A 22,407-nucleotide genomic window follows, 5' to 3' on the forward strand; every position below is an offset into this window, starting at 1 on the left:
GCTGTAATGTTCATGGATAAACAGATTTGAGATTTTTAACTTCTGAAAGCTGATAATAAGTTGTTTAGGTGTTTCAAATGGGTAAACTTTCAGTAAAAAGGATATTTCTGAAAATAAAAAAGCCCGTCGTTAAAAAATTAACAACAGGCTCTATAGGAAATGAATTTAGAATTAAATTTTCTGCATTTGTATTCAGCCGCAAAAATAGGAATGAAATTTTGCATGGCCTTACGGGAAACCGTAACGGAGCTGTTTTTTATATAATTCCCAGATCTTTACAGAAAGCAACAAGCTGTTCGTTGTTGTTTACCTGAAGCTGATCTTTCAAGATGTTGAGGCGCTTTTCCACACTGCTAAGGCTGCTGGGAGAGATGTTTTCCTGTTGCAGATACATAGGAATATTCTTTTGCAGAATACCTTCTGCAAGAAGAGAAATAACTTTTACATCGAATGAAGAAAATTCAAAGGAATTAATCTCTTTCAAAGATTGCTGAGAATCTGTTGAGAGGTATTTCTTTCCATTATATATAGCGTCAATAGCCAGCTTTAGCTCTTTTACGTCAGTCCTTCCTTTATGAATATAGGCATCTATATTATAATCTTTGAACAGAGAATCTATAATTCCGGCTCTCTTTTCTGCAGAAAATACAATAACAGCTAAATCTGGTGCAATACTTTTAGCCAGCGTAATGAGTTCAAACCCCGATTTTATTCTTTGTATATTCTTATCTTCTTCAAAAGACAAATCTGTGATTAGTAATTCATAGGGATTTTTCTGCTGAATTGATTTTTCAATTCTGTCTAGAGCATCGTCACAATAATACACAAAATCTGTAGCTGAAGCTGGGTAGTCCTCCAGAGTTTTCTGTACAGAAAGGTTGGCACTTTCATGGTCTTCAGCAATAAGTATTTTTCTAAACATAGTCTGTTGTAATTAAGGTATAGAGATCTCTGCCAGAAATCCTTTTCCTTCATTGGGTAATATATGTAGTATTCCTTTTATATAGTTTGTCCGTTGTTGTATACTTTGTAATCCATTGTTGTGGGAAGTTTTTTCATCCAGCCCGGTTCCGTTATCAGAATATTTTAGATGAAATTTCCCTTCGTCAGAACTGAATTTTACAACAACCCTATCTGCTTTGCTGTGCTTTTTAGTATTTACCAGAAACTCCTGTAAAATAAGAAATAATTCTTCCTGAATATCCGCATTCAAAGTATTCCACATAGCATCTTCATTTCCGACAACAAATATTCTGCGCAAGCTATTTTGGAAAGATAAACATAATTCAGAGATACGATCTTTAAACTTCTTTTCAGAAGAAGATAAGGGAGTATAGGAAATATCTCTGGATTTTTGATACATCATCTCCAGTTTGTCCAGTATTTCATCTTTACTAAAATCATCATTGTATTCTATTCTGGACATCACCTGATAAAGCCCGTTGGCAACCACGTCATGCACCTTTTTAGAAAGAATAAGCCGTTCTTCTTTTATTTTATCCTGAGCCTGAAGTTCCAGTTTGGCTTTCCTCCGTTTGTACCATAGTATTCCGGTAATCAGTAAAAGTATCAATATTCCTGATACAGAATAGATGAAGACCTGCTGGCGAATTATTTTATATTGGTTATGTACGAGATCTTTTTCCAGATTCAGTTTTGCTATGCGGTTTTTATCACTTTCAAACCGTATGGCCGCAAACTGATTTTTGTAGGTATTATTGCTCTCCTGTATGCTGTCCGAAAGTTTATAATATTCTGTAAAATACTTCTTCGACTGATCTCCCTTTTCCAATACAATCATATTCTGTAGGGCTTCCAGTCTGTCAACAGGAGATTTTAGTCTGTTTGCAATATCGTACATCTTGTTAGAATAAAACATTGCAGAGTCTTTGTTGGTATGGAGATAATATTCTGATAAATAGGCATAGGAAGTATCCAGTCCCCAGTCGTCTTTTTCTTTTGCATAATATTTTTTAGCTTCCAGATAGACAGGGGTTGGATTGTTCCTGGCATCTTCGTACCATAAGGTTTTAGCCAGATTAGAGGATATTTTGTAATAGATATCGTCTTTTGATTTAAGGCTGTCTTTTATTTTTTGGAATACTGAAGCTGCTTCCCTATACTTTCTCTGATTATGGTAGCAGTTGGCCAGATTATTCATAATCATAATCTGCTCAATTTTATCCTGTGTAAACAGATATGCTTTTTTATAATACTTTTCTGCATCAGCATAGTTTTTTAAACTATTGGAGGCAACGCCCATGTTATTATAATTACTGGAAAGAAAGCTGTGATGGTATGGATTTTTTTCGTTTAGAAATTTTAAAGCCGTAATGCTGGTTTCTATACTTCCCATATTATCGCTTACCCGCTCCTGAATAATAGCCATGTTTACAAAGCTCTTTCCAGCAGAAAAGCTGTCCCCGGCTTTTATATAAGCATTTTTTGCTTTATCCAGATAGATGAAACCATTTTTGTCGTCACCTTTGTCAATAAACTTCCAGGCTTTATCATAATCTGCATTTGGAATAGAGTGTGGTGCCGTTGCTTCTTTGGTACTAGTTGTCTTAGTACATGATGTAATAAAAATAGCTGTAATTAAGAAAAATAAAAAGTGTTTCAAAATTTATAGGGCTAAAGTGCTTCTGCTAAAAAAGTGCAGCATGAGTGACAAATTTAAAGAATAAAGATGAATTTCGGAGTAAGGTCCGGCTACTTCTTTTATGCAGAGATTCTGCAATTGTGTATTCCCTGAAATAAGAAAATTTAATATTGGATTAACAATTTTATAATACTCAAAAAGTTATTATTTGTAAATATTTAATCAATTTTGGCGCATAAAATTTACAAATAGTAAAAATGAAAACTGATAACCATTTCTTTAAAGCTATTGTTTTAGATCATGAATTCAATAGTATCGAGGACTTCATTTTTATGAAATGTACTAACAGATCATAGCCATGAAATCAACAGAGGAGAATAAAACAAAGCAATTTACTTTTCTTTTATATAGTTCAATAGCAGCTTTCGGAGCATACTTTTGCATGTATGCTTTCCGAAAGCCTTTTACAGTTGCCCGCTACGATCATTTGCAGGTTTTGGGTGTAGATTATAAAATCGCCCTTATTCTACTGCAGGTACTGGGATATGCAACATCTAAGTTTATTGGAATTAAAGTAATATCGGAACTCACACCTAACAAGCGCAAATTCTATTTTCTGGGATTAATTCTGATGGCAGAGCTGGCATTGTTCCTTTTTGCAATTGTTCCGGCTCCGTATAATGTGGTATTTATGTTCCTGAATGGTTTGCCATTGGGGATGATTTGGGGAATTGTATTCTCCTATCTGGAAGGTCGGAAAACAACCGAAATATTAGGCATTATTCTTTGTACAAGCTTTATTGTTTCCAGTGGTGTTGTAAAGTCTGTCGGTATGTGGGTAATGCAGTACTGGGGTATTTCGGAGTTTTGGATGCCTGTGGTAACAGGAGCATTATTCCTTTTACCCTTACTGATTTTTATTTTTTTGCTGGAAAAAATTCCACCACCTACAGCAGAGGATATTGCCGAAAAATCTGAACGTGTACCAATGAACCGTGCAGAGAGAAAGAAAGTGTTTCGTCAGTTTGCACTGCCTTTTAGTTTTCTTATTCTGTTTTATACACTACTTACAGCTTTTAGAGACTTTCGGGATAATTTCGCAAGAGAGCTTTGGGATAGTATCGGTTATACCGGAGATGTAAGCGTATACAGTAAATCCGAAATTGTTGTCTCACTTATTGTACTTCTTATTTTCGGAGCACTCTATTTTATAAAGAATAATATTAAAGCACTATATATATATCATTATTTGCTATTGTTGGGAATAGTAACATTAGCAGCTTCCACTTTGTTGTTTCAGTATCATCATATCGGAGCTTTTATCTGGATGGTATCAACAGGTTTTGGATTGTATATATGCTATGTGCCTTTCAATGCTTTGTTTTTTGATCGGTTTATAGCTGCTTTTAAAATTAAAGGGAATGCAGGATTTCTTATCTACCTGGCCGATTCCTTCGGTTATCTAGGAAGTATGCTGGTTCTGTTGTATAAAAACTTTAGTGTAGGAGGAATTTCCTGGTTAGATTTCTTTTGCTCAGGCACTTATATATTGTCAGCAATAGCCTTATTAGCTGTACTGTATTCATATTTCTATCTCAATCGTAAATTTAATAACCCTGAAAATATACATAAAGAAAAAAAATGGAAAACGAATTTGACCTTATAGTAATCGGAGGTGGAGTTCTGGGAACCTTCCATGCATATCATGCTTTGGAAAAAGGATTTAAAGTGGCAATACTGGAGAAAGATAAAGCTCCTCAAAGCGCTACAACCCGTAATTTTGGACAGGTAGTTCCTTCCGGAATGGATACTAAATGGCAAAACTATGGAAGAGAAAGTTTGCAGATTTACAAAGAGCTGCAAAGTAAATTTGACATTACAGTTCGTCAGAATGGTTCGGCTTACTTTGCCTCCAATGATGAAGAAGTAGCTCTGATAGAAGAGTTGCATCACATCAATAAAAACAATGACTATTCGTCGGTACTTCTTACAAAAGAAGAATGTTTGGCCAAATATCCGGGGCTTCGTACGGATTATGTAAAAGCCGGACTGTTCTTTCCGGAGGAAGTCACAGTAGAGCCTCGCACTATGATTCATAGATTACAGGCTTATCTGGTACAAGAGAAAGGATTAAAGCTGTTAACATATCAACAGGTAATTCATTGCTCAGTACAAAATGGAAAAGCTGAAGTTCTGACTTCTATAGGGAATAAGCTTTTAGCACACAATGTTATCATATGTAATGGTAGCGAATTCAAAACATTGTATCCGGAGCTATTTGCACAAAGCGATCTGGAGGTTACCAAACTGCAAATGTTGCAGACGGTGCCACAACCATCTGATTATACTTTGCCTGGATCAGTATTAACGGGACTTAGTATCCGCAGATATGAAAGCTTCCACGAGTGCCCGTCTTTTAATGAGATAAAATCAAGAGAAGAGAAAGATGCACTCGAGAAGAAATGGGGCGTGCATATCCTTTTCAAGCAGGCAGCAGACGGATCAGTTATTATAGGAGATTCTCACGAATATGCAGATGTAAAAGACATGGATGATCTTGGATATGATATTAAAGAAGATATCAATGCTTTTATGCTGGCGGAAGCAAGGAAAATAGTAGATCTTCCTACTTATGAAATCCAGAGACAGTGGTTCGGAATTTATTCACAATGTAAAAACCACGATGTGTTCGAGCATTCAATTGACGGACAAATTCACATTATCACAGGTATCGGTGGTAAAGGAATGACCGGAAGTGCGGGCTATTCTAAAGAAAATATCAATAAACTTTTAATGTAATATAAACGATAGAGAATGGAGAAGAAAATAAAACTGGTTGTTTTTGATATGGCCGGAACAACAATAGATGAAGATAATCTGGTGTACAAAACAGTACAGAAAGCAATAAATGAATATGGATATAATGTAAGCCTGGAAGAGGTATTACAATACGGAGCAGGAAAAGAAAAGCAACAGGCGATAAAAGATGTACTGGAAAATTGCACAGGAGAACAGAATACAGAAAAGCAGGCAGAAATTATATTTACATATTTCCAAAAGGCTTTGGAGCAGGCATATGATGAAGTGCAGGTAAAACCCGTAAAAGGGGTGCCTGAATTGTTTGACCGTTTAAGATCCAAAGGAATCAAAATAGCACTTAATACAGGCTACGATTCAAAAACGGCTAATAAACTTCTTCAGCAGGTAGGTTGGGGAAATGGGAGTGATATAGATGCTGTAATTACTGCAGACGATGTAGTAAACGGTCGTCCGCACCCGGATATGATTTATAAAGCGATGAAAGATTTGGCCATAGATGATAGCCAATCCGTACTGAAAGCCGGAGACTCCGAAATTGATATAGAGGAAGGAAAGAATGCTGGTTGCGGAATTACAATAGGTGTATTAAGCGGAGCACAGACCCGAGAGCAGTTACAAGCTGCCAACCCGGATTATATTCTGGATTCGCTGGCGGAACTGGATCATATTATTCCGGGTTAATATAGAAATAAACAACGAGCATAGTGGAGGAGAGGTTTCCTCTGTTTACAGGAACATGCGGAATTCTTCCGTCAAAAAATATAGAATCTCCCTGTTTCAGCAGAACTTCTTCTTCACCAATGATATAACTACACTCTCCCGAGATTATAAACTTAAATTCAAATGCATCGGTAACTACCTGTTCTCTTTTTGAGTTTGGATGTACTTCTAATAGTACACATTCGAAGCCTACAAAAGGAAACTGCTTACTGAATATATGCTGATATATAAAACCTTCAGCATTTTCTTCCTTTTCAATCAGTGTCATTTCTTCTTTTCGGAAGACCAGGAATGGGTTTTTAGATTGTACGGGAAGATCTTTGAAGAATAAGGCAATATCTGTTTCCAGAGCGGAAATCAGTGAAAACAACACGGGTAGGGAGGGAATGGTACGCCCATTCTCCACGCGGGAAATAAGACCGTTGCTTACATCAGCTCTTTGTGCAATATCGTTAATTGTAAGTTTTTTATCCTTTCGTATTTGTTTGATTCTCTTTCCGACGGTAATGATGTAATCTTCCATATTTCAGCGCCCAAAAAAATATTGGGGCATTAAAGATATAAATTTTAGTTGTTCCCTGTTGCGTATAGTATAAATATACCAGAAAAAATAAATGGGAAAAAGAGAGCTTTTCAAAGAGCTGTGATGAGGATAATTTAATACTAAAGTATGTCAATATTGTATTACAAAATTGCTCGGAAAGTGACTTAATTGCGTCTTCATTTGCCGGAGGTATATTGCTGTTAGTAGTGCTTATTTATATAAAAATTTAATAAACAATAATTCTAATAATTAAACTTAAACCATGAGAAGAAGCTCGATTATTACCCAAGGCTCTTTGAAGGTCGCTATTGCGTTTTTCCTGTGTGCTTCCTACACTGCTATAGCCCAGCAAGTACCTTTAAAGAAAGAAAACTCCAAAAAAGCGGATACACTATCCAGGTCTAAAGATATAGATGAGGTAGTTGTTGTCGGTTTTGGAAAACAGAAAAAAGTTAACCTTACCGGTGCCGTAGATATGGTTTCAGCAAAGAAGCTGGAGAACAGACCTATTACTAATATCGGTGCAGGTTTGCAAGGACTTATTCCTAACCTTAATATTACCATAGATAATGGTAGAGCTACTTCGGCAGCAAACTTTAATGTAAGAGGTTTCACCAGTGTAAATGGTGGTAATCCTTTAATTATGGTGGACAATGTACCTTATAGCGCTGAGGATCTGGCGAGATTAAATCCTGCAGACATAGAAAGTGTTTCAGTGCTGAAAGATGCAGCATCAGCTGCAATATATGGAGCAAGGGCTGCATTTGGGGTGGTATTGATTACAACTAAAAGTGCAAAAGGAGGTCAGCTGAATGTATCTGTAAATACCAATACAGCATACAGAACTGTAGGAAAATTGCCGGAATTGGTAACAGATCCTTTAACTGTTATGCAGTATAAGCATGACGCAGCAACGCCGCTATATAATCTCTTTCCGGAAAACGAAAGAGAATATGCAAGGCAGATTGCCAATAACCCGAATCTTCCCCGTGTAATTCTGAATCCGTCAGACCCCAATTCCTGGGCATATTATGGATCGACCAACTGGTTAAAAGAAGCTTATAATGATACAGCACCTACTTTTACCAATAATATAAGTATTTCCAGAAAGCTGGACAAAGTAGGCTACTTACTTTCAGGAGAATACTACCGTCAGGACGGAATGCTTCGATTTGGTAACGATATCTATAACAGATATAACATGAGAGGTAAGGTAGATCTTAATATCAATCCATGGTTAGATTTATCTACCAATACAGCTTTTACATTTTCGGATTATGATTCTCCGGTATTTATAGATGATCTTTTCTTTTGGAATGTAAACCGAACTCCATCTCTAAGTGTACCTAAAAACCCGGATGGGACCTGGACAAAAGACGGAGCTAGCATTTTGGGAAGATTACAGGATGGCGGACGCTCTAAGAATGAGTTTAGACAAACTCAGATCTCATTTGCAGCTAATGCATCTATTATTAAAAAGGTATGGGATTTAAAGGCTGAAGCAACTTTCAGAAATACATCATCAATTACCCGTTCCTATGATATTCCTGTGGCTTATAAAACAGGACCAATGCAGCCTATCTCCTATACAGGTTCTACAACATCATGGGCCAGAAACGAGAATATGACGGGAAGGTATTACGTATATAATGTATATACCGATTTTCATAAAAACTTTTGAAGCCACTATGTTCAATTATTAGGAGGTTTTAATCAGGAATATAACAGATATGGCTACTCTTCAGCAAAAAGAAATAATATCATTTCCACTTCATTGCCTTCTATCGGATTGAGTACGGGTACAATGGAAGAAACCGAAAGGATTATAGAATGGGCATTGCAGGGTATATATTATAGAGCGGCTTATAATTTTAAGAATAAATACCTGTTGGAATTAAATGGCCGTTATGATGGTTCTTCCAGATTCCCGAAAGGTCACCGTTGGGGCTTCTTCCCATCGGCATCGGCAGGCTGGGTATTGTCGGACGAGAACTTCTTTGCGGGAGTGAAAAATACAATCGGTCTTAACTTACTAAAATTCAGAGGATCTTATGGGTCTCTTGGTAATCAGGATCTGATAGATAAAGATAAGAATACAATAGCCTATCCATATATCCCAACGATGACTACAGGTACTGTAGGGCAGATTCTGGGAGATGGCCGCCCTATTGCAGTTTATGCACCTAATGCTGTCTCCGATAATTTTACATGGGAAAAAGTTTCAACAGTAAACTTCGGAGCAGATTTAGCCTTCTTTAATAATCGACTACAATTAAACTTTGATAAATATACCCGTTATACCAAGGATATGTTGATTCCGGGGAAAATCCTTCCTAATGTTTTTGGAGCATCTGAACCTAAAGTGAATGCGGGAGATCTTAAAACAAAAGGTTGGGAATTTAGATTAGGATGGAATGATCAATTTAAATTAGCAGGTTCTCCTTTCCGTTATAATGTAGCATTTACACTTGCAGATAGCCGATCATATATTACAAGATTTGATAATCCTGCAAAATTACTTTCTGGATATTATGTAGGCCAGGAAATTGGTGAGATTTGGGGAGCTGAAATAGAGGGCTTCTTTAAAGATGAGGCGGATATTAAGAATCATCCTAATCAGACCGCAATGGGTACCGATGATCAATCTTACAGATTCTACCCGGGAGATCCAAAATTCAGAGATCGTAATGGTGATGGTAAAGTAGATATGGGCGATAAGACGGTAAATAATCCTGGAGACCTATATGTAGTCGGGAATACATCCGCTCGTTTTCCATTTAGTTTAGACTTATCCGGAGAATGGAAAGGAATAGATTTACGTATCTTCTTACAAGGGGTTGGGAAAAGAGACTGGTATCCTGGTGCAGGAACAATTTACTTCTGGGGTGTTTATGCACAGCCATGGACTAACGTAACACAGCAAAACCTTGATCACTGGACACCGGATAATCCTAATGGATATTTCCCTGCAGTAAGAGCTTATACGGCAGAAGATAACATGCAGCAGCTGGGCATTCCAAATAAACGCTATATGCAGGATGCCTCCTATGTCCGTGTAAAGAATGTGACTATAGGCTACTCCCTGCCACTGAAAGAAACTTCTAAAATTCATTTTAATAAGATTCGTTTCTATTTCAGTGCCGAGAATATATTCGAGATATCGCATTTGAAAGTAAAACTGGATCCTGAAACCTTAGGGCAGGCAGCTTATCCTTTTCAGAGAACATACTCATTCGGTATGAACTTAAACTTTTAACATCTATAATTTCTTAAGCATATAAAAATGAAACTAAATACCTATATATCCACAGGAGTTTTGACGTTATTTACAGGGCTGTCATTAATATCATGTGAAAGCGATTTTCTACAAAAAGATCCGATAACAGAAGTTACAAAAGATAATTTTTTTAATAATCCTCAGGATTTGGAAACCTATACCAATGGTTTTTACAGTTATATTTCGGCACCATATACCGATGTGTTTTCAGACAATATATCAGTTTATACCGGCGCCAGTAATACAGATAATCTTCTGAGAGGTTCCCTTACACCAGCAAATATAGACGGATGGGACTGGAAACAGCTTCGGTCTATTAACTATATGATTGAAAATTCTGGAAAAGCGAAAGGCGATCAATCATTAATAAGGCATTACAAAGGAGTTGCTAAATTTTTCAGAGCCAATTTCTATTTCAATATGGTGAAAAAATATGGAGATGTTCCATGGTATTCTGCTACTATTGGTAGTAATGACGAAGCAATGCTTTACAAAGCTAAAGATCCGAGAGCATTGGTTATGGATTCCGTGATGGGAGACCTGGAATATGCTTCTGCTAATGTATTGCCTGCAAAAACAAATAATACCATGATTACGAAATGGGCTGCGCTTACATTGTTGTCCAGAGTTGCATTGTATGAAGGTACATTTAGAAAATATCATGATGAATTAGGCTTGCAGAATACATCTGCTAAATTTCTGAACCGTGCTGTAACTGCCTCTCAGGATATTATCAGCAATGGTGGATTCAGTATCTATAATACAGGAAAAGGAGCCGAAGATTTCCGGGCATTGTTTGCCAGTAATAGTCTTGCTGGTAACAAGGAAGTTATTTTCTTGCAAAAAAATAATAAAGATCAGGGAGTGAGTAATAATACCCATACAGTATTGGGATGGCAGTGGGCGCTGAGTGGAAGTCTTGCGGATGAATTCCTGATGAAGGACGGAACGCCTTTTACTTCAGTTACCGATTATGATAAGAAAACATTTACTGAAGTATTTGCCAACCGTGATCCACGTATGGCAGAAACGATTATGCCTCCGGGGTATGCAGCAATTCCGAATGGTGATCCTTATATGCTTCAGCCTGCTTTTGGTGGATATCTTCAAATTAAATTTTATCCTAGAGATCCATCATTAAGGGGAGGATGGGAACTGAATTATACAGATCTTCCTATATATAGGTTTGCTGAGGTATTATTAGTTAATGCAGAAGCAAAAGCGGAATTAGGAATTTTAACGCAGGGTGATCTCGACAATACCGTGAATCTTTTGCGTAGAAGAGTGAAGATGCCAGATCTTTCTATGCTGGCAGCTAATGCAACACCAGATAACTATCTTGCAAAACAATATCCTAATATTAACGGAGGAAACAGAGGTGTTCTTTTAGAAATCAGACGTGAACGTCGTGTTGAACTGGCTTGTGAAGACAAACGATTGGATGATTTATTCCGTTGGAAGTCCGGAGCATTATTGGGACAAGCTTCCAAAGGTATTTATACCCCGGCACTTGGAGCAATGGATGTGACAGGTGATGGCAAACCAGATATTGCAATCCTTGAAGCTCCTGGAAAAGAAGATCCATTGAGTAATATTCCTGCAGATATCAGAGCGAAACTAACCAAGTTTTATATTTCCGATGGGGTCTTCTATCTTTCTGGAGGTACTTCAGGTAATATTATGTTCGAAAAAGACAGACGACTGCCAAGAACATTTATTGATCCTAAATATTACTATCTTCCAATACCGGCAAGTCAATTAATTCTTAACCCTAAACTTAAACAATCACCGGGGTGGTAAAATGCCTTCCGGAGTTTCGAAGACTAATATTAAAGAAACAGAATAATATATCATGAAAAGAAGAAAGTTTTTGGCAAAAGTTCCGCTAGCAGCTTCAGCCCTTATGTTAGGAGGAACTGCTACCAATCTTTTAGCGTCAACTCTGAAAGACAAAAATGTAAATCTGAAAAAGAAACTTGTACTGACGGTAGCTCATATAACAGATGTACACTTGCCGGCTGATCCTAAGGTTATGGAACGCTTTGTGAAATGCCTGAAAGAAGTGAAAACAAAGAAAGTAGATTTCTTCCTTAATACCGGAGATTCTATTATGGCTGTTGACAGAGACAATTCTACTCGTCAGGAGGTCTATGATCAGTGGAATGCCTGGGATACCTGTATCAAAGAAATTGCAGATTATGATATGTACAGTTGTGTAGGAAATCATGATATCTGGTGGGCCGGCGGCAAATCAGATGAAATGTATGGTGTGCCTTATGCAGCTAAAAGGCTTAAAATGCCTAATCGTTATTATAGCACTAAAAAAGGGAAATGGCATTTTATTATGTTAGATGGTAATAATTCTGGTGTTACATTGGATCCAGAACAAATGAACTGGTTGAAACAAGAATTGGAGAATATCCCTCAGGGAGAATACGCACTTATTATGTCCCACTACCCAATACTTACGGTTACCGGAACCTTTGAAGGTGGGCAGCATAAAGATCATGTAGCACTAAAAGACCTTTTCTATAAACATAAAGATAAAGTAAAAGGGTGTCTTAGTGGTCACCAGCACCTTTTGGACAGAGCCTGGTACAATGATGTGTACTATTTCTGTAATGGTGCGATGTCTGGATTCTGGTGGGGAGAAGGAGATAAGCGATCTGCTAAACCTTTTTATTATCAGGAAACACCTCCTGGATATACAATATTAAAGTTTTATGATGATGGTACATTCGAGAATGAATATATCGTTCACCATTATTAATACATATATATAGTATATAAAATCCGGCTTCATGCCGGATTTTTGTTTTTCTTATGTATATAAAGGAAGTGTTAAAGCTAAAAAATGGCTTCTGAGCTATTAGAAAGAGCCTATTCCAGTAAATGCTGACAACAAAAACCCGGGTTTTAAAGCGTGTCCAGCGATATATGGAGTATATATAAAGAAGGGAAGTCTTTTCAATATGAACATAATATTAAATTTTTCTCACCCGTAGTCAGATAGTTACGAATATTATGTTAAAAAATGAGTAATAAAGTTTGGTGTGTAGTAGAAGTTTTTCTACTTTTGCAGTCCTAAACAATGAGAGTTGTGAGGGGAGCAGGAGATAATTGAGACTATAAAATCGGTTAAAATTTTTTAGAAAAAAAGATTTGGTCATGTTAATAAAATTTATTAGTTTTGCCCACGCAAAAATGGTTAATAAAAGGACTGTTAGAGCAGAGTAGAGTTAATAAAGATGACTGAAAAAAAAACTTCAAAAAAAGTTTTGTAAATCGGGAAAAAGTTTTTATCTTTGCACTCGCAAATCTGAAACAACTGACAGAAGAGATTTCGGAGAAAGCGAAAAGAATAAAAGATCATTGAAAATAAAATAACAACCAAGTAAGAAAAACCAAAGCGTCAATTTTAAATTGAGTTGAGTTTAAGGAACACAAACATACAATGGAGAGTTTGATCCTGGCTCAGGATGAACGCTAGCGGGAGGCCTAACACATGCAAGCCGAGCGGTAGAGATTCTTCGGAATCTTGAGAGCGGCGTACGGGTGCGGAACACGTGTGCAACCTGCCTTTATCAAGGGGATAGCCTTTCGAAAGGAAGATTAATACCCTATAATATATGATTCGGCATCGGATTATATTGAAAACTACGGTGGATAAAGATGGGCACGCGCAAGATTAGCTAGTTGGTGAGGTAACGGCTCACCAAGGCGACGATCTTTAGGGGGCCTGAGAGGGTGATCCCCCACACTGGTACTGAGACACGGACCAGACTCCTACGGGAGGCAGCAGTGAGGAATATTGGACAATGGGTGCAAGCCTGATCCAGCCATCCCGCGTGTAGGAAGACGGCCCTATGGGTTGTAAACTACTTTTATCTGGGGATAAACCTACTTACGTGTAAGTAGCTGAAGGTACCAGATGAATAAGCACCGGCTAACTCCGTGCCAGCAGCCGCGGTAATACGGAGGGTGCAAGCGTTATCCGGATTTATTGGGTTTAAAGGGTCCGTAGGCGGACTGATAAGTCAGTGGTGAAATCCGACAGCTTAACTGTCGAACTGCCATTGATACTGTTAGTCTTGAGTAAGGTTGAAGTGGCTGGAATAAGTAGTGTAGCGGTGAAATGCATAGATATTACTTAGAACACCAATTGCGAAGGCAGGTCACTAAGTCTTAACTGACGCTGATGGACGAAAGCGTGGGGAGCGAACAGGATTAGATACCCTGGTAGTCCACGCCGTAAACGATGATTACTCGTTTTTGGATTTTAGGATTCAGAGACTAAGCGAAAGTGATAAGTAATCCACCTGGGGAGTACGTTCGCAAGAATGAAACTCAAAGGAATTGACGGGGGCCCGCACAAGCGGTGGAGCATGTGGTTTAATTCGATGATACGCGAGGAACCTTACCAAGACTTAAATGGGAAATGACAGATTTAGAAATAGATCCTTCTTCGGACATTTTTCAAGGTGCTGCATGGTTGTCGTCAGCTCGTGCCGTGAGGTGTTAGGTTAAGTCCTGCAACGAGCGCAACCCCTGTCACTAGTTGCTAACATTAAGTTGAGGACTCTAGTGAGACTGCCTACGCAAGTAGAGAGGAAGGTGGGGATGACGTCAAATCATCACGGCCCTTACGTCTTGGGCCACACACGTGCTACAATGGCCGGTACAGAGGGCAGCTACCTAGTGATAGGATGCAAATCTCGAAAGCCGGTCTCAGTTCGGATTGGAGTCTGCAACTCGACTCTATGAAGCTGGAATCGCTAGTAATCGCGCATCAGCCATGGCGCGGTGAATACGTTCCCGGGCCTTGTACACACCGCCCGTCAAGCCATGGAAGCTGGGGGTACCTGAAGTCGGTGACCGTAAAAGGAGCTGCCTAGGGTAAAACTAGTAACTAGGGCTAAGTCGTAACAAGGTAGCCGTACCGGAAGGTGCGGCTGGAACATCTCATTTTAGAGCGTCCAAAGGACGATAAACAAAATTAAGGTACTTAAATGTACTGCTTACTTAAACAAAGCACAGCTTTGGTTTTACTTTGGTTGCTATAAAAAAGATAACCCCTTAGATTAGTAACAGGGATAGAGAGATTTTAGATTATAAATAATAGGTTTTAGATTGAATTTAAAATTAAGGATTTAAAATTTAAAATTAAAATTGAAGTCTCGTAGCTCAGCTGGTTAGAGCGCTACACTGATAATGTAGAGGTCGGCAGTTCGAGCCTGCCCGAGACTACTAATTAAATTAGAGGTTAGAAATAAGAAATTAGAATTTAGTTTAATACTAGAATCTAAGGACTAAAGACTAACATCTTAACTAAGAGGGGGAATTAGCTCAGCTGGCTAGAGCGCCTGCCTTGCACGCAGGAGGTCAAGGGTTCGACTCCCTTATTCTCCACAGTTTTGTTGGACTGATACAAGTATACGAATAGAGCCAAAACAAATATTCGTTTATCAGGAAGACAGAAAGAATTAAAGATCATTGACATTAACGGTAAAATTGACATCACAAAGAGATAACCGAGCACTCCTTGAGTGCAGAGTAAAATAAAATTAGGAAAGAAATCGTTAAGGGCGTATGGCGGATGCCTAGGCTTTCAGAGGCGAAGAAGGACGTGGTAAGCTGCGAAAAGCTGCGGGGATTGGCACACACGAGTTGATCCGCAGATGTCCGAATGGGGCAACCCGGCATATTGAAGATATGTCATCTCGTCTTCGGACGAGAAGCAAACCCGGAGAACTGAAACATCTAAGTACCCGGAGGAAAAGAAATCGAAGAGATTCCGTAAGTAGTGGCGAGCGAAAGCGGATTAGCCCAAAAGTCTTTATATGTTTAATAGAACACACTGGAAAGTGTGGCCATAGAGGGTGATAGCCCCGTATATGAAAGGCATACATAGATGATAAATGAGTAGGGCGGGACACGTGAAATCCTGTCTGAATATGGGGGGACCATCCTCCAAGGCTAAATACTCCTGAAAGACCGATAGTGAACAAGTACTGTGAAGGAAAGGTGAAAAGCACTTCGAATAGAAGGGTGAAATAGAACCTGAAACCGTACGCCTACAAGCGGTCGGAGCAGCTATATGCTGTGACGGCGTGCCTTTTGCATAATGAGCCTACGAGTTAATCTTACTAGCGAGGTTAAGGACTTAAGGTCCGGAGCCGTAGCGAAAGCGAGTCTGAATAGGGCGCTTAGTTAGTGGGATTAGACGCGAAACCTTGTGATCTACCCATGGGCAGGTTGAAGCTTTGGTAACACAAAGTGGAGGACCGAACCGGTTGACGTTGAAAAGTCTTCGGATGACCTGTGGGTAGGGGTGAAAGGCCAATCAAACTGGGAGATAGCTCGTACTCCCCGAAATGCATTTAGGTGCAGCGTCGATATAGTTTATTAGAGGTAGAGCTACTGATTGGATGCGGGGGTTTCATCGCCTACCAATTCCTGACAAACTCCGAATGCTAATAAATGATTGTCGGCAGTGAGGGCATGGGTGCTAAGGTCCATGTCCGAGAGGGAAAGAACCCAGACCAACAGCTAAGGTCCCTAAATATATGCTAAGTTGAAAGAACGCGGTTGGACTGCATTGACAGCTAGGATGTTGGCTTGGAAGCAGCCATTCATTTAAAGAGTGCGTAACAGCTCACTAGTCGAGCGGTCCGGCATGGATAATAATCGGGCATAAGCATATTACCGAAGCTATGGCAGTATTTAATACTGGGTAGGGGAGCATTCTATTTGCGCCGAAGCAGTACTGTGAGGTATTGTGGAGCGGATAGAAAAGAAAATGTAGGCATAAGTAACGATAAAGGGGGCGAGAAACCCCCTCACCGAAAGACTAAGGTTTCCTCAGCCATGCTAATCAGCTGAGGGTTAGTCGGGGCCTAACGCGAAGCCGACAGGCGTAGTGGATGGACAACGGGTTAATATTCCCGTACCAGTATATTAATAAAAGTGACGGAGTTGGAAACTAGGTGCGTACTGACGGAATAGTACGTTGAAGTAACTGCGAGGTTACGATAGTACAGCAAATCTTCGGATGCGCTGATAATCCTGGGGACCCGCTTCCAAGAAAAGCGAAATATACTGCCCGTACCAAAACCGACACAGGTAGTCGAGGAGAGAATCCTAAGGTGCTCGAGTGAGTCGTGGCTAAGGAACTAGGCAAAATAGTCTCGTAACTTCGGAAGAAGAGACGCCTCCCTCCGGGGAGGCCGCAGTGAAGAGGCCCAGGCGACTGTTTATCAAAAACACAGGACTCTGCTAAATCGAAAGATGCTGTATAGGGTCTGACACCTGCCCGGTGCTGGAAGGTTAAGGAAGGTGCTTAGAGGTAACTCGAAGGCATTGACTGAAGCCCCAGTAAACGGCGGCCGTAACTATAACGGTCCTAAGGTAGCGAAATTCCTTGTCGGGTAAGTTCCGACCTGCACGAATGGTGTAACGATCTGGGCACTGTCTCAGCCACGAGCTCGGTGAAATTGTAGTATCGGTGAAGATGCCGATTACCCGCAATGGGACGAAAAGACCCTGTGAACCTTTACTATAACTTCGTATTGACTTCGAGTAAACAATGTGTAGGATAGGTGGGAGGCTGTGAAGCAGGCACGCTAGTGTTTGTGGAGCCAACGTTGAAATACCACCCTTTGTTTACTTGGAGCCTAACTTCTACGGAAGGACATTGCGTGGTGGGTAGTTTGACTGGGGTGGTCGCCTCCAAAAGAGTAACGGAGGCTTTCAAAGGTACCCTCAGCACGCTTGGTAACCGTGCGTAGAGTGTAATGGCATAAGGGTGCTTGACTGTGAGACCTACAAGTCGATCAGGTGCGAAAGCAGGACATAGTGATCCGGTGGTTCCGTATGGAAGGGCCATCGCTCATAGGATAAAAGGTACTCCGGGGATAACAGGCTAGTCTCCCCCAAGAGCTCACATCGACGGGGAGGTTCGGCACCTCGATGTCGGCTCGTCACATCCTGGGGCTGGAGAAGGTCCCAAGGGTTGGGCTGTTCGCCCATTAAAGTGGCACGCGAGCTGGGTTCAGAACGTCGTGAGACAGTTCGGTCTCTATCTATTGCGGGCGTTAGATGTTTGAGAGGGCTTGATTCTAGTACGAGAGGACCGAATTGAACAAACCTCTGGTGTATCAGTTGTACCGCCAGGTGCACCGCTGAGTAGCTATGTTTGGAAGAGATAAGCACTGAAAGCATATAAGTGCGAAACTCGCCTCAAGATGAGACATCTTTTAAGGGTCGTTGTAGATGACGACGTTGATAGGCTATAGGTGTAAAGGCAGTAATGTCATAGCCGAGTAGTACTAATTACCCGTAGATTTATAGCCTAATAAGGCTTAAAGCTAAAAGCAATAAGTAAGCTTTGCAAAAATACTTAAGGAGTGCGCTAAAGGTTATGCCTTTGTGATGTTGAAACTACCGAAAATGGTTTGTAGTTATTGGATAAGAGTTGTAGGTGTAAGACCGATAACCAGAAACCGATAACGAACAGCCAAAAATATATAACAAACTTTAGGGTGGTTATAGCGGTGGGGCTCACCTGTTCCCATTCCGAACACAGAAGTTAAGCCCACCAGCGCCGATGGTACTGCTAACGCGGGAGAGTAGGTCGCCGCCAGTTTTTATTTTTGAAAAGCCTTTGCATATTCATGCAGAGGCTTTTTCGTTTTTAGGATATTCCTAAAACATTCTATCAAACCAATCCTATCCAAAATAACACAACTCAATATACCTAACCACTAACTAACCAGAAAGGTTATACTGGTTATGTAAGTTATGCAGGTTATAATAGTTACGGATGTGATAAAGTTATAATGGCTACAGAGGTTATAAGACTGGGGATAGAGTTATCCTTCTAATAATCACTCATAATATCCGGTTAAGATAACGTTCCTCTGGAACGCTCTGATTTTTCAGAATTATAATCTATGGAGATAAAGCTCCTGACGGAGCTCCTTATTTATTGTGATGAACTATATTTTCAATATAAGATTTGATAGAAACTGGAAAAATTAGAATGAAGCTCCGGAAGAGTCTGATCTGCATAAAGAATGTATGTCAGAAAGTAAGTATTCCTCCGGAATACTATTTCACTACAGGAATATTATCTTTCTCCAAGGATTCATATCTGATCCGTTAATAGGTTAGAGCAATTGTAAAAATGACTTAAGTTTGAACTTACAACTCATCATTTATCATTGATAACTCATAACTTTCTATCTCAGGCTAATTTTTTTTTACCGAAGACATAATAGATATTTGCTGTTAGTAAATAGTCTATATTATTATCATACTACATGAAGAACTATAAGTTTAAATCCTATAGACTTATAACTTATCATTTATACCTCATAACTATTTAGATAGAATATTTAGTTAAGCTACTTCCCATTAGTAAATACTTTATATTATATATACTATTATACTATATGAATAACAGTAAGTCTAAATCCTATCGACTTATAACTTATCATTTATAACTCATAACTCAGTATTGGTTTTCAACTTTATAATAACTGTCAATTTTATGAAGCTTATGAATTAATAATAATATCAACATTTAAAATTTATAAACTTATAATACGATCTATTAATTTATTAAAATTATATGCCTTTAGATTTTAGTGAAATTATAAAGCCCTTAATAAATTCCCAGATTGATATCTTAATAAAAAGATAACTTCTATTTATTGTTTATATGTTTCTCACAAGTTATTATCCAGCTTCGAAGCTTGGTTTTTCTGTTTTTATAGTATAAATAATGAAGTAGAGGATTAAAAATTACTTTTGATAAATTAAAAAATAGCTTTTAAAGTATATTTTAGATCAATAGAATTTAATTTTCAGTATGTATATAAAGCCGTTTTTATGATTTATAAGAAGAGTAGTTAAGTATAATATTAGACTGACCTTAAATTTTTCTCGCATGTATTCAGGGAGTTAGGTATATTATGTTAAAAAATGAGTAATAAAGTTTGGTGTGTAGTAGAAGTTTTTCTACTTTTGCAGTCCTAAACAATGAGAGTTGTTGAGGGAGCAGGAGATAATTGAGACTATAAAATCGGTTAAAATTTTTTAGAAGAAAGATTTGGTCATGTTAATAAAATTTATTAGTTTTGCCCACGCAAAAATGGTTAATAAAAGGACTGTAGAGCAGAGTTAATAAAGATGACTGAAAAAAAAACTTCAAAAAAAGTTTTGTAAATCGGGAAAAAGTTTTTATCTTTGCACTCGCAAATCTGAAACAACTGACAGAAGAGATTTCGGAGAAAGCGAAAAGAATAAAAGATCATTGAAAATAAAATAACAACCAAGTAAGAAAAACCAAAGCGTCAATTTTAAATTGAGTTGAGTTTAAGGAACACAAACATACAATGGAGAGTTTGATCCTGGCTCAGGATGAACGCTAGCGGGAGGCCTAACACATGCAAGCCGAGCGGTAGAGATTTTTCGGAATCTTGAGAGCGGCGTACGGGTGCGGAACACGTGTGCAACCTGCCTTTATCAAGGGGATAGCCTTTCGAAAGGAAGATTAATACCCTATAATATATGATTCGGCATCGGATTATATTGAAAACTACGGTGGATAAAGATGGGCACGCGCAAGATTAGCTAGTTGGTGAGGTAACGGCTCACCAAGGCGACGATCTTTAGGGGGCCTGAGAGGGTGATCCCCCACACTGGTACTGAGACACGGACCAGACTCCTACGGGAGGCAGCAGTGAGGAATATTGGACAATGGGTGCAAGCCTGATCCAGCCATCCCGCGTGTAGGAAGACGGCCCTATGGGTTGTAAACTACTTTTATCTGGGGATAAACCTACTTACGTGTAAGTAGCTGAAGGTACCAGATGAATAAGCACCGGCTAACTCCGTGCCAGCAGCCGCGGTAATACGGAGGGTGCAAGCGTTATCCGGATTTATTGGGTTTAAAGGGTCCGTAGGCGGACTGATAAGTCAGTGGTGAAATCCGACAGCTTAACTGTCGAACTGCCATTGATACTGTTAGTCTTGAGTAAGGTTGAAGTGGCTGGAATAAGTAGTGTAGCGGTGAAATGCATAGATATTACTTAGAACACCAATTGCGAAGGCAGGTCACTAAGTCTTAACTGACGCTGATGGACGAAAGCGTGGGGAGCGAACAGGATTAGATACCCTGGTAGTCCACGCCGTAAACGATGATTACTCGTTTTTGGATTTTAGGATTCAGAGACTAAGCGAAAGTGATAAGTAATCCACCTGGGGAGTACGTTCGCAAGAATGAAACTCAAAGGAATTGACGGGGGCCCGCACAAGCGGTGGAGCATGTGGTTTAATTCGATGATACGCGAGGAACCTTACCAAGACTTAAATGGGAAATGACAGATTTAGAAATAGATCCTTCTTCGGACATTTTTCAAGGTGCTGCATGGTTGTCGTCAGCTCGTGCCGTGAGGTGTTAGGTTAAGTCCTGCAACGAGCGCAACCCCTGTCACTAGTTGCTAACATTAAGTTGAGGACTCTAGTGAGACTGCCTACGCAAGTAGAGAGGAAGGTGGGGATGACGTCAAATCATCACGGCCCTTACGTCTTGGGCCACACACGTGCTACAATGGCCGGTACAGAGGGCAGCTACCTAGTGATAGGATGCAAATCTCGAAAGCCGGTCTCAGTTCGGATTGGAGTCTGCAACTCGACTCTATGAAGCTGGAATCGCTAGTAATCGCGCATCAGCCATGGCGCGGTGAATACGTTCCCGGGCCTTGTACACACCGCCCGTCAAGCCATGGAAGCTGGGGGTACCTGAAGTCGGTGACCGTAAAAGGAGCTGCCTAGGGTAAAACTAGTAACTAGGGCTAAGTCGTAACAAGGTAGCCGTACCGGAAGGTGCGGCTGGAACATCTCATTTTAGAGCGTCCAAAGGACGATAAACAAAATTAAGGTACTTAAATGTACTGCTTACTTAAACAAAGCACAGCTTTGGTTTTACTTTGGTTGCTATAAAAAAGATAACCCCTTAGATTAGTAACAGGGATAGAGAGATTTTAGATTATAAATAATAGGTTTTAGATTGAATTTAAAATTAAGGATTTAAAATTTAAAATTAAAATTGAAGTCTCGTAGCTCAGCTGGTTAGAGCGCTACACTGATAATGTAGAGGTCGGCAGTTCGAGCCTGCCCGAGACTACTAATTAAATTAGAGGTTAGAAATAAGAAATTAGAATTTAGTTTAATACTAGAATCTAAGGACTAAAGACTAACATCTTAACTAAGAGGGGGAATTAGCTCAGCTGGCTAGAGCGCCTGCCTTGCACGCAGGAGGTCAAGGGTTCGACTCCCTTATTCTCCACAGTTTTGTTGGACTGATACAAGTATACGAATAGAGCCAAAACAAATATTCGTTTATCAGGAAGACAGAAAGAATTAAAGATCATTGACATT

General features: G+C 39.4%; 10 protein-coding genes, 4 tRNA genes, 4 rRNA genes and 1 pseudogene. 16 read left to right on the plus strand and 3 right to left on the minus strand.

The genetic code is table 11. The features are described from left to right. Positions 1-256: 256 nt before the first annotated feature. Together AYC65_RS19870 and AYC65_RS19875 are read right to left on the minus strand one after the other, a co-directional pair. A complete protein-coding gene (locus tag AYC65_RS19870) occupies positions 257-922 on the minus strand; it encodes a response regulator (RefSeq protein ID WP_034868966.1) in 666 nt (221 codons plus the stop codon). A 12-nt stretch (positions 923-934) separates the two neighbouring features. Continuing rightward, positions 935-2,623, minus strand: coding sequence for an ATP-binding protein (locus AYC65_RS19875; RefSeq protein ID WP_034868963.1), 1,689 nt, complete (start codon positions 2,621-2,623; stop codon positions 935-937). 337 nt (positions 2,624-2,960) lie between these two features. Between AYC65_RS19875 and AYC65_RS19880 the strand changes: the two genes are divergently transcribed. From AYC65_RS19880 to AYC65_RS19890, 3 genes are read left to right on the plus strand one after another with little or no spacing between them, the layout of a single operon-like run. Beyond that, the gene (locus AYC65_RS19880; RefSeq protein ID WP_034868960.1) at positions 2,961-4,268 is read left to right on the plus strand and encodes a DUF5690 family protein; all 1,308 of its coding nucleotides are present in this window, start codon (positions 2,961-2,963) and stop codon (positions 4,266-4,268) included. Further along, the gene (locus AYC65_RS19885; protein ID WP_034868958.1) at positions 4,244-5,401 is read left to right on the plus strand and encodes a TIGR03364 family FAD-dependent oxidoreductase; all 1,158 of its coding nucleotides are present in this window, start codon (positions 4,244-4,246) and stop codon (positions 5,399-5,401) included. Before AYC65_RS19880 ends, AYC65_RS19885 begins: the two co-directional genes overlap by 25 nt. 15 nt (positions 5,402-5,416) lie before the next feature. Beyond that, positions 5,417-6,103 (plus strand): phosphonatase-like hydrolase, encoded by a 687-nt coding sequence (locus AYC65_RS19890; protein WP_034868957.1) that lies wholly within the window; start codon positions 5,417-5,419, stop codon positions 6,101-6,103. Here AYC65_RS19890 and AYC65_RS19895 read toward each other — a convergent pair. Next, complete coding sequence (locus tag AYC65_RS19895; RefSeq protein WP_034868955.1) at positions 6,090-6,665, minus strand: helix-turn-helix domain-containing protein; 576 nt, start codon at positions 6,663-6,665, stop codon at positions 6,090-6,092. The two genes, AYC65_RS19890 and AYC65_RS19895, sit on opposite strands and share 14 nt — an antisense overlap. 283 nt (positions 6,666-6,948) lie before the next feature. Between AYC65_RS19895 and AYC65_RS21140 the strand changes: the two genes are divergently transcribed. The 13 genes and pseudogenes from AYC65_RS21140 (at position 6,949) to AYC65_RS19950 (ending at position 22,315) form a co-directional block, all read left to right on the plus strand. Beyond that, positions 6,949-8,367 (plus strand): TonB-dependent receptor plug domain-containing protein, encoded by a 1,419-nt coding sequence (locus AYC65_RS21140; protein WP_234300416.1) that lies wholly within the window; start codon positions 6,949-6,951, stop codon positions 8,365-8,367. Between the two features lie 15 nt (positions 8,368-8,382). Continuing rightward, positions 8,383-9,942 (plus strand): annotated as a pseudogene (locus tag AYC65_RS21145) (SusC/RagA family TonB-linked outer membrane protein); the annotation flags it as partial. A gap of 27 nt (positions 9,943-9,969) precedes the next feature. Further along, entirely contained in the window at positions 9,970-11,763 is a 1,794-nt protein-coding gene (locus AYC65_RS19905; protein ID WP_034868953.1) for a RagB/SusD family nutrient uptake outer membrane protein, read from the plus strand. 52 nt (positions 11,764-11,815) lie between these two features. Next, on the plus strand, positions 11,816-12,733 hold the full coding sequence (locus tag AYC65_RS19910) for a metallophosphoesterase family protein (RefSeq protein WP_034868952.1): 918 nt from the start codon (positions 11,816-11,818) through the stop codon (positions 12,731-12,733). 681 nt (positions 12,734-13,414) lie between these two features. Further along, a 16S ribosomal RNA gene (locus tag AYC65_RS19915) occupies positions 13,415-14,931 on the plus strand. Between the two features lie 205 nt (positions 14,932-15,136). Beyond that, positions 15,137-15,210, plus strand: a tRNA-Ile gene (locus tag AYC65_RS19920). Positions 15,211-15,298: 88 nt separating this feature from the next. Continuing rightward, a tRNA-Ala gene (locus AYC65_RS19925) sits at positions 15,299-15,372 on the plus strand. A 160-nt stretch (positions 15,373-15,532) separates the two neighbouring features. Next, positions 15,533-18,314, plus strand: a 23S ribosomal RNA gene (locus AYC65_RS19930). 185 nt (positions 18,315-18,499) lie between these two features. Continuing rightward, positions 18,500-18,607: ribosomal RNA gene (gene rrf, locus AYC65_RS19935) — 5S ribosomal RNA — on the plus strand. Positions 18,608-19,003: 396 nt separating this feature from the next. Beyond that, positions 19,004-19,126, plus strand: coding sequence for a hypothetical protein (locus AYC65_RS21215; protein WP_257788229.1), 123 nt, complete (start codon positions 19,004-19,006; stop codon positions 19,124-19,126). A gap of 1,231 nt (positions 19,127-20,357) precedes the next feature. Beyond that, positions 20,358-21,874, plus strand: a 16S ribosomal RNA gene (locus AYC65_RS19940). Together the 16S, 23S and 5S rRNA genes with 4 tRNA genes alongside form the textbook arrangement of a ribosomal RNA operon. 205 nt (positions 21,875-22,079) lie before the next feature. Then, positions 22,080-22,153: transfer RNA gene (locus tag AYC65_RS19945), tRNA-Ile, on the plus strand. A gap of 88 nt (positions 22,154-22,241) precedes the next feature. Further along, positions 22,242-22,315: transfer RNA gene (locus AYC65_RS19950), tRNA-Ala, on the plus strand. Positions 22,316-22,407: the final 92 nt, after the last annotated feature.

This window comes from Elizabethkingia bruuniana, from assembly GCF_002024805.1.
GTDB lineage: Bacteria > Bacteroidota > Bacteroidia > Flavobacteriales > Weeksellaceae > Elizabethkingia > Elizabethkingia bruuniana.

Coding starts and splice junctions, on each gene's coding strand:
- AYC65_RS19910 (WP_034868952.1), top strand. CDS start 11,816: ATGAAAAGAAGAAAGTTTTTGGCAAAAGTTCCGCTAGCAGCTTCAGCC.
- AYC65_RS19880 (WP_034868960.1), top strand. CDS start 2,961: ATGAAATCAACAGAGGAGAATAAAACAAAGCAATTTACTTTTCTTTTA.
- AYC65_RS19905 (WP_034868953.1), top strand. CDS start 9,970: ATGAAACTAAATACCTATATATCCACAGGAGTTTTGACGTTATTTACA.
- AYC65_RS19895 (WP_034868955.1), bottom strand. CDS start 6,665: ATGGAAGATTACATCATTACCGTCGGAAAGAGAATCAAACAAATACGA.
- AYC65_RS21215 (WP_257788229.1), top strand. CDS start 19,004: ATGAAGCTCCGGAAGAGTCTGATCTGCATAAAGAATGTATGTCAGAAA.
- AYC65_RS21140 (WP_234300416.1), top strand. CDS start 6,949: ATGAGAAGAAGCTCGATTATTACCCAAGGCTCTTTGAAGGTCGCTATT.
- AYC65_RS19890 (WP_034868957.1), top strand. CDS start 5,417: ATGGAGAAGAAAATAAAACTGGTTGTTTTTGATATGGCCGGAACAACA.
- AYC65_RS19870 (WP_034868966.1), bottom strand. CDS start 922: ATGTTTAGAAAAATACTTATTGCTGAAGACCATGAAAGTGCCAACCTT.
- AYC65_RS19885 (WP_034868958.1), top strand. CDS start 4,244: ATGGAAAACGAATTTGACCTTATAGTAATCGGAGGTGGAGTTCTGGGA.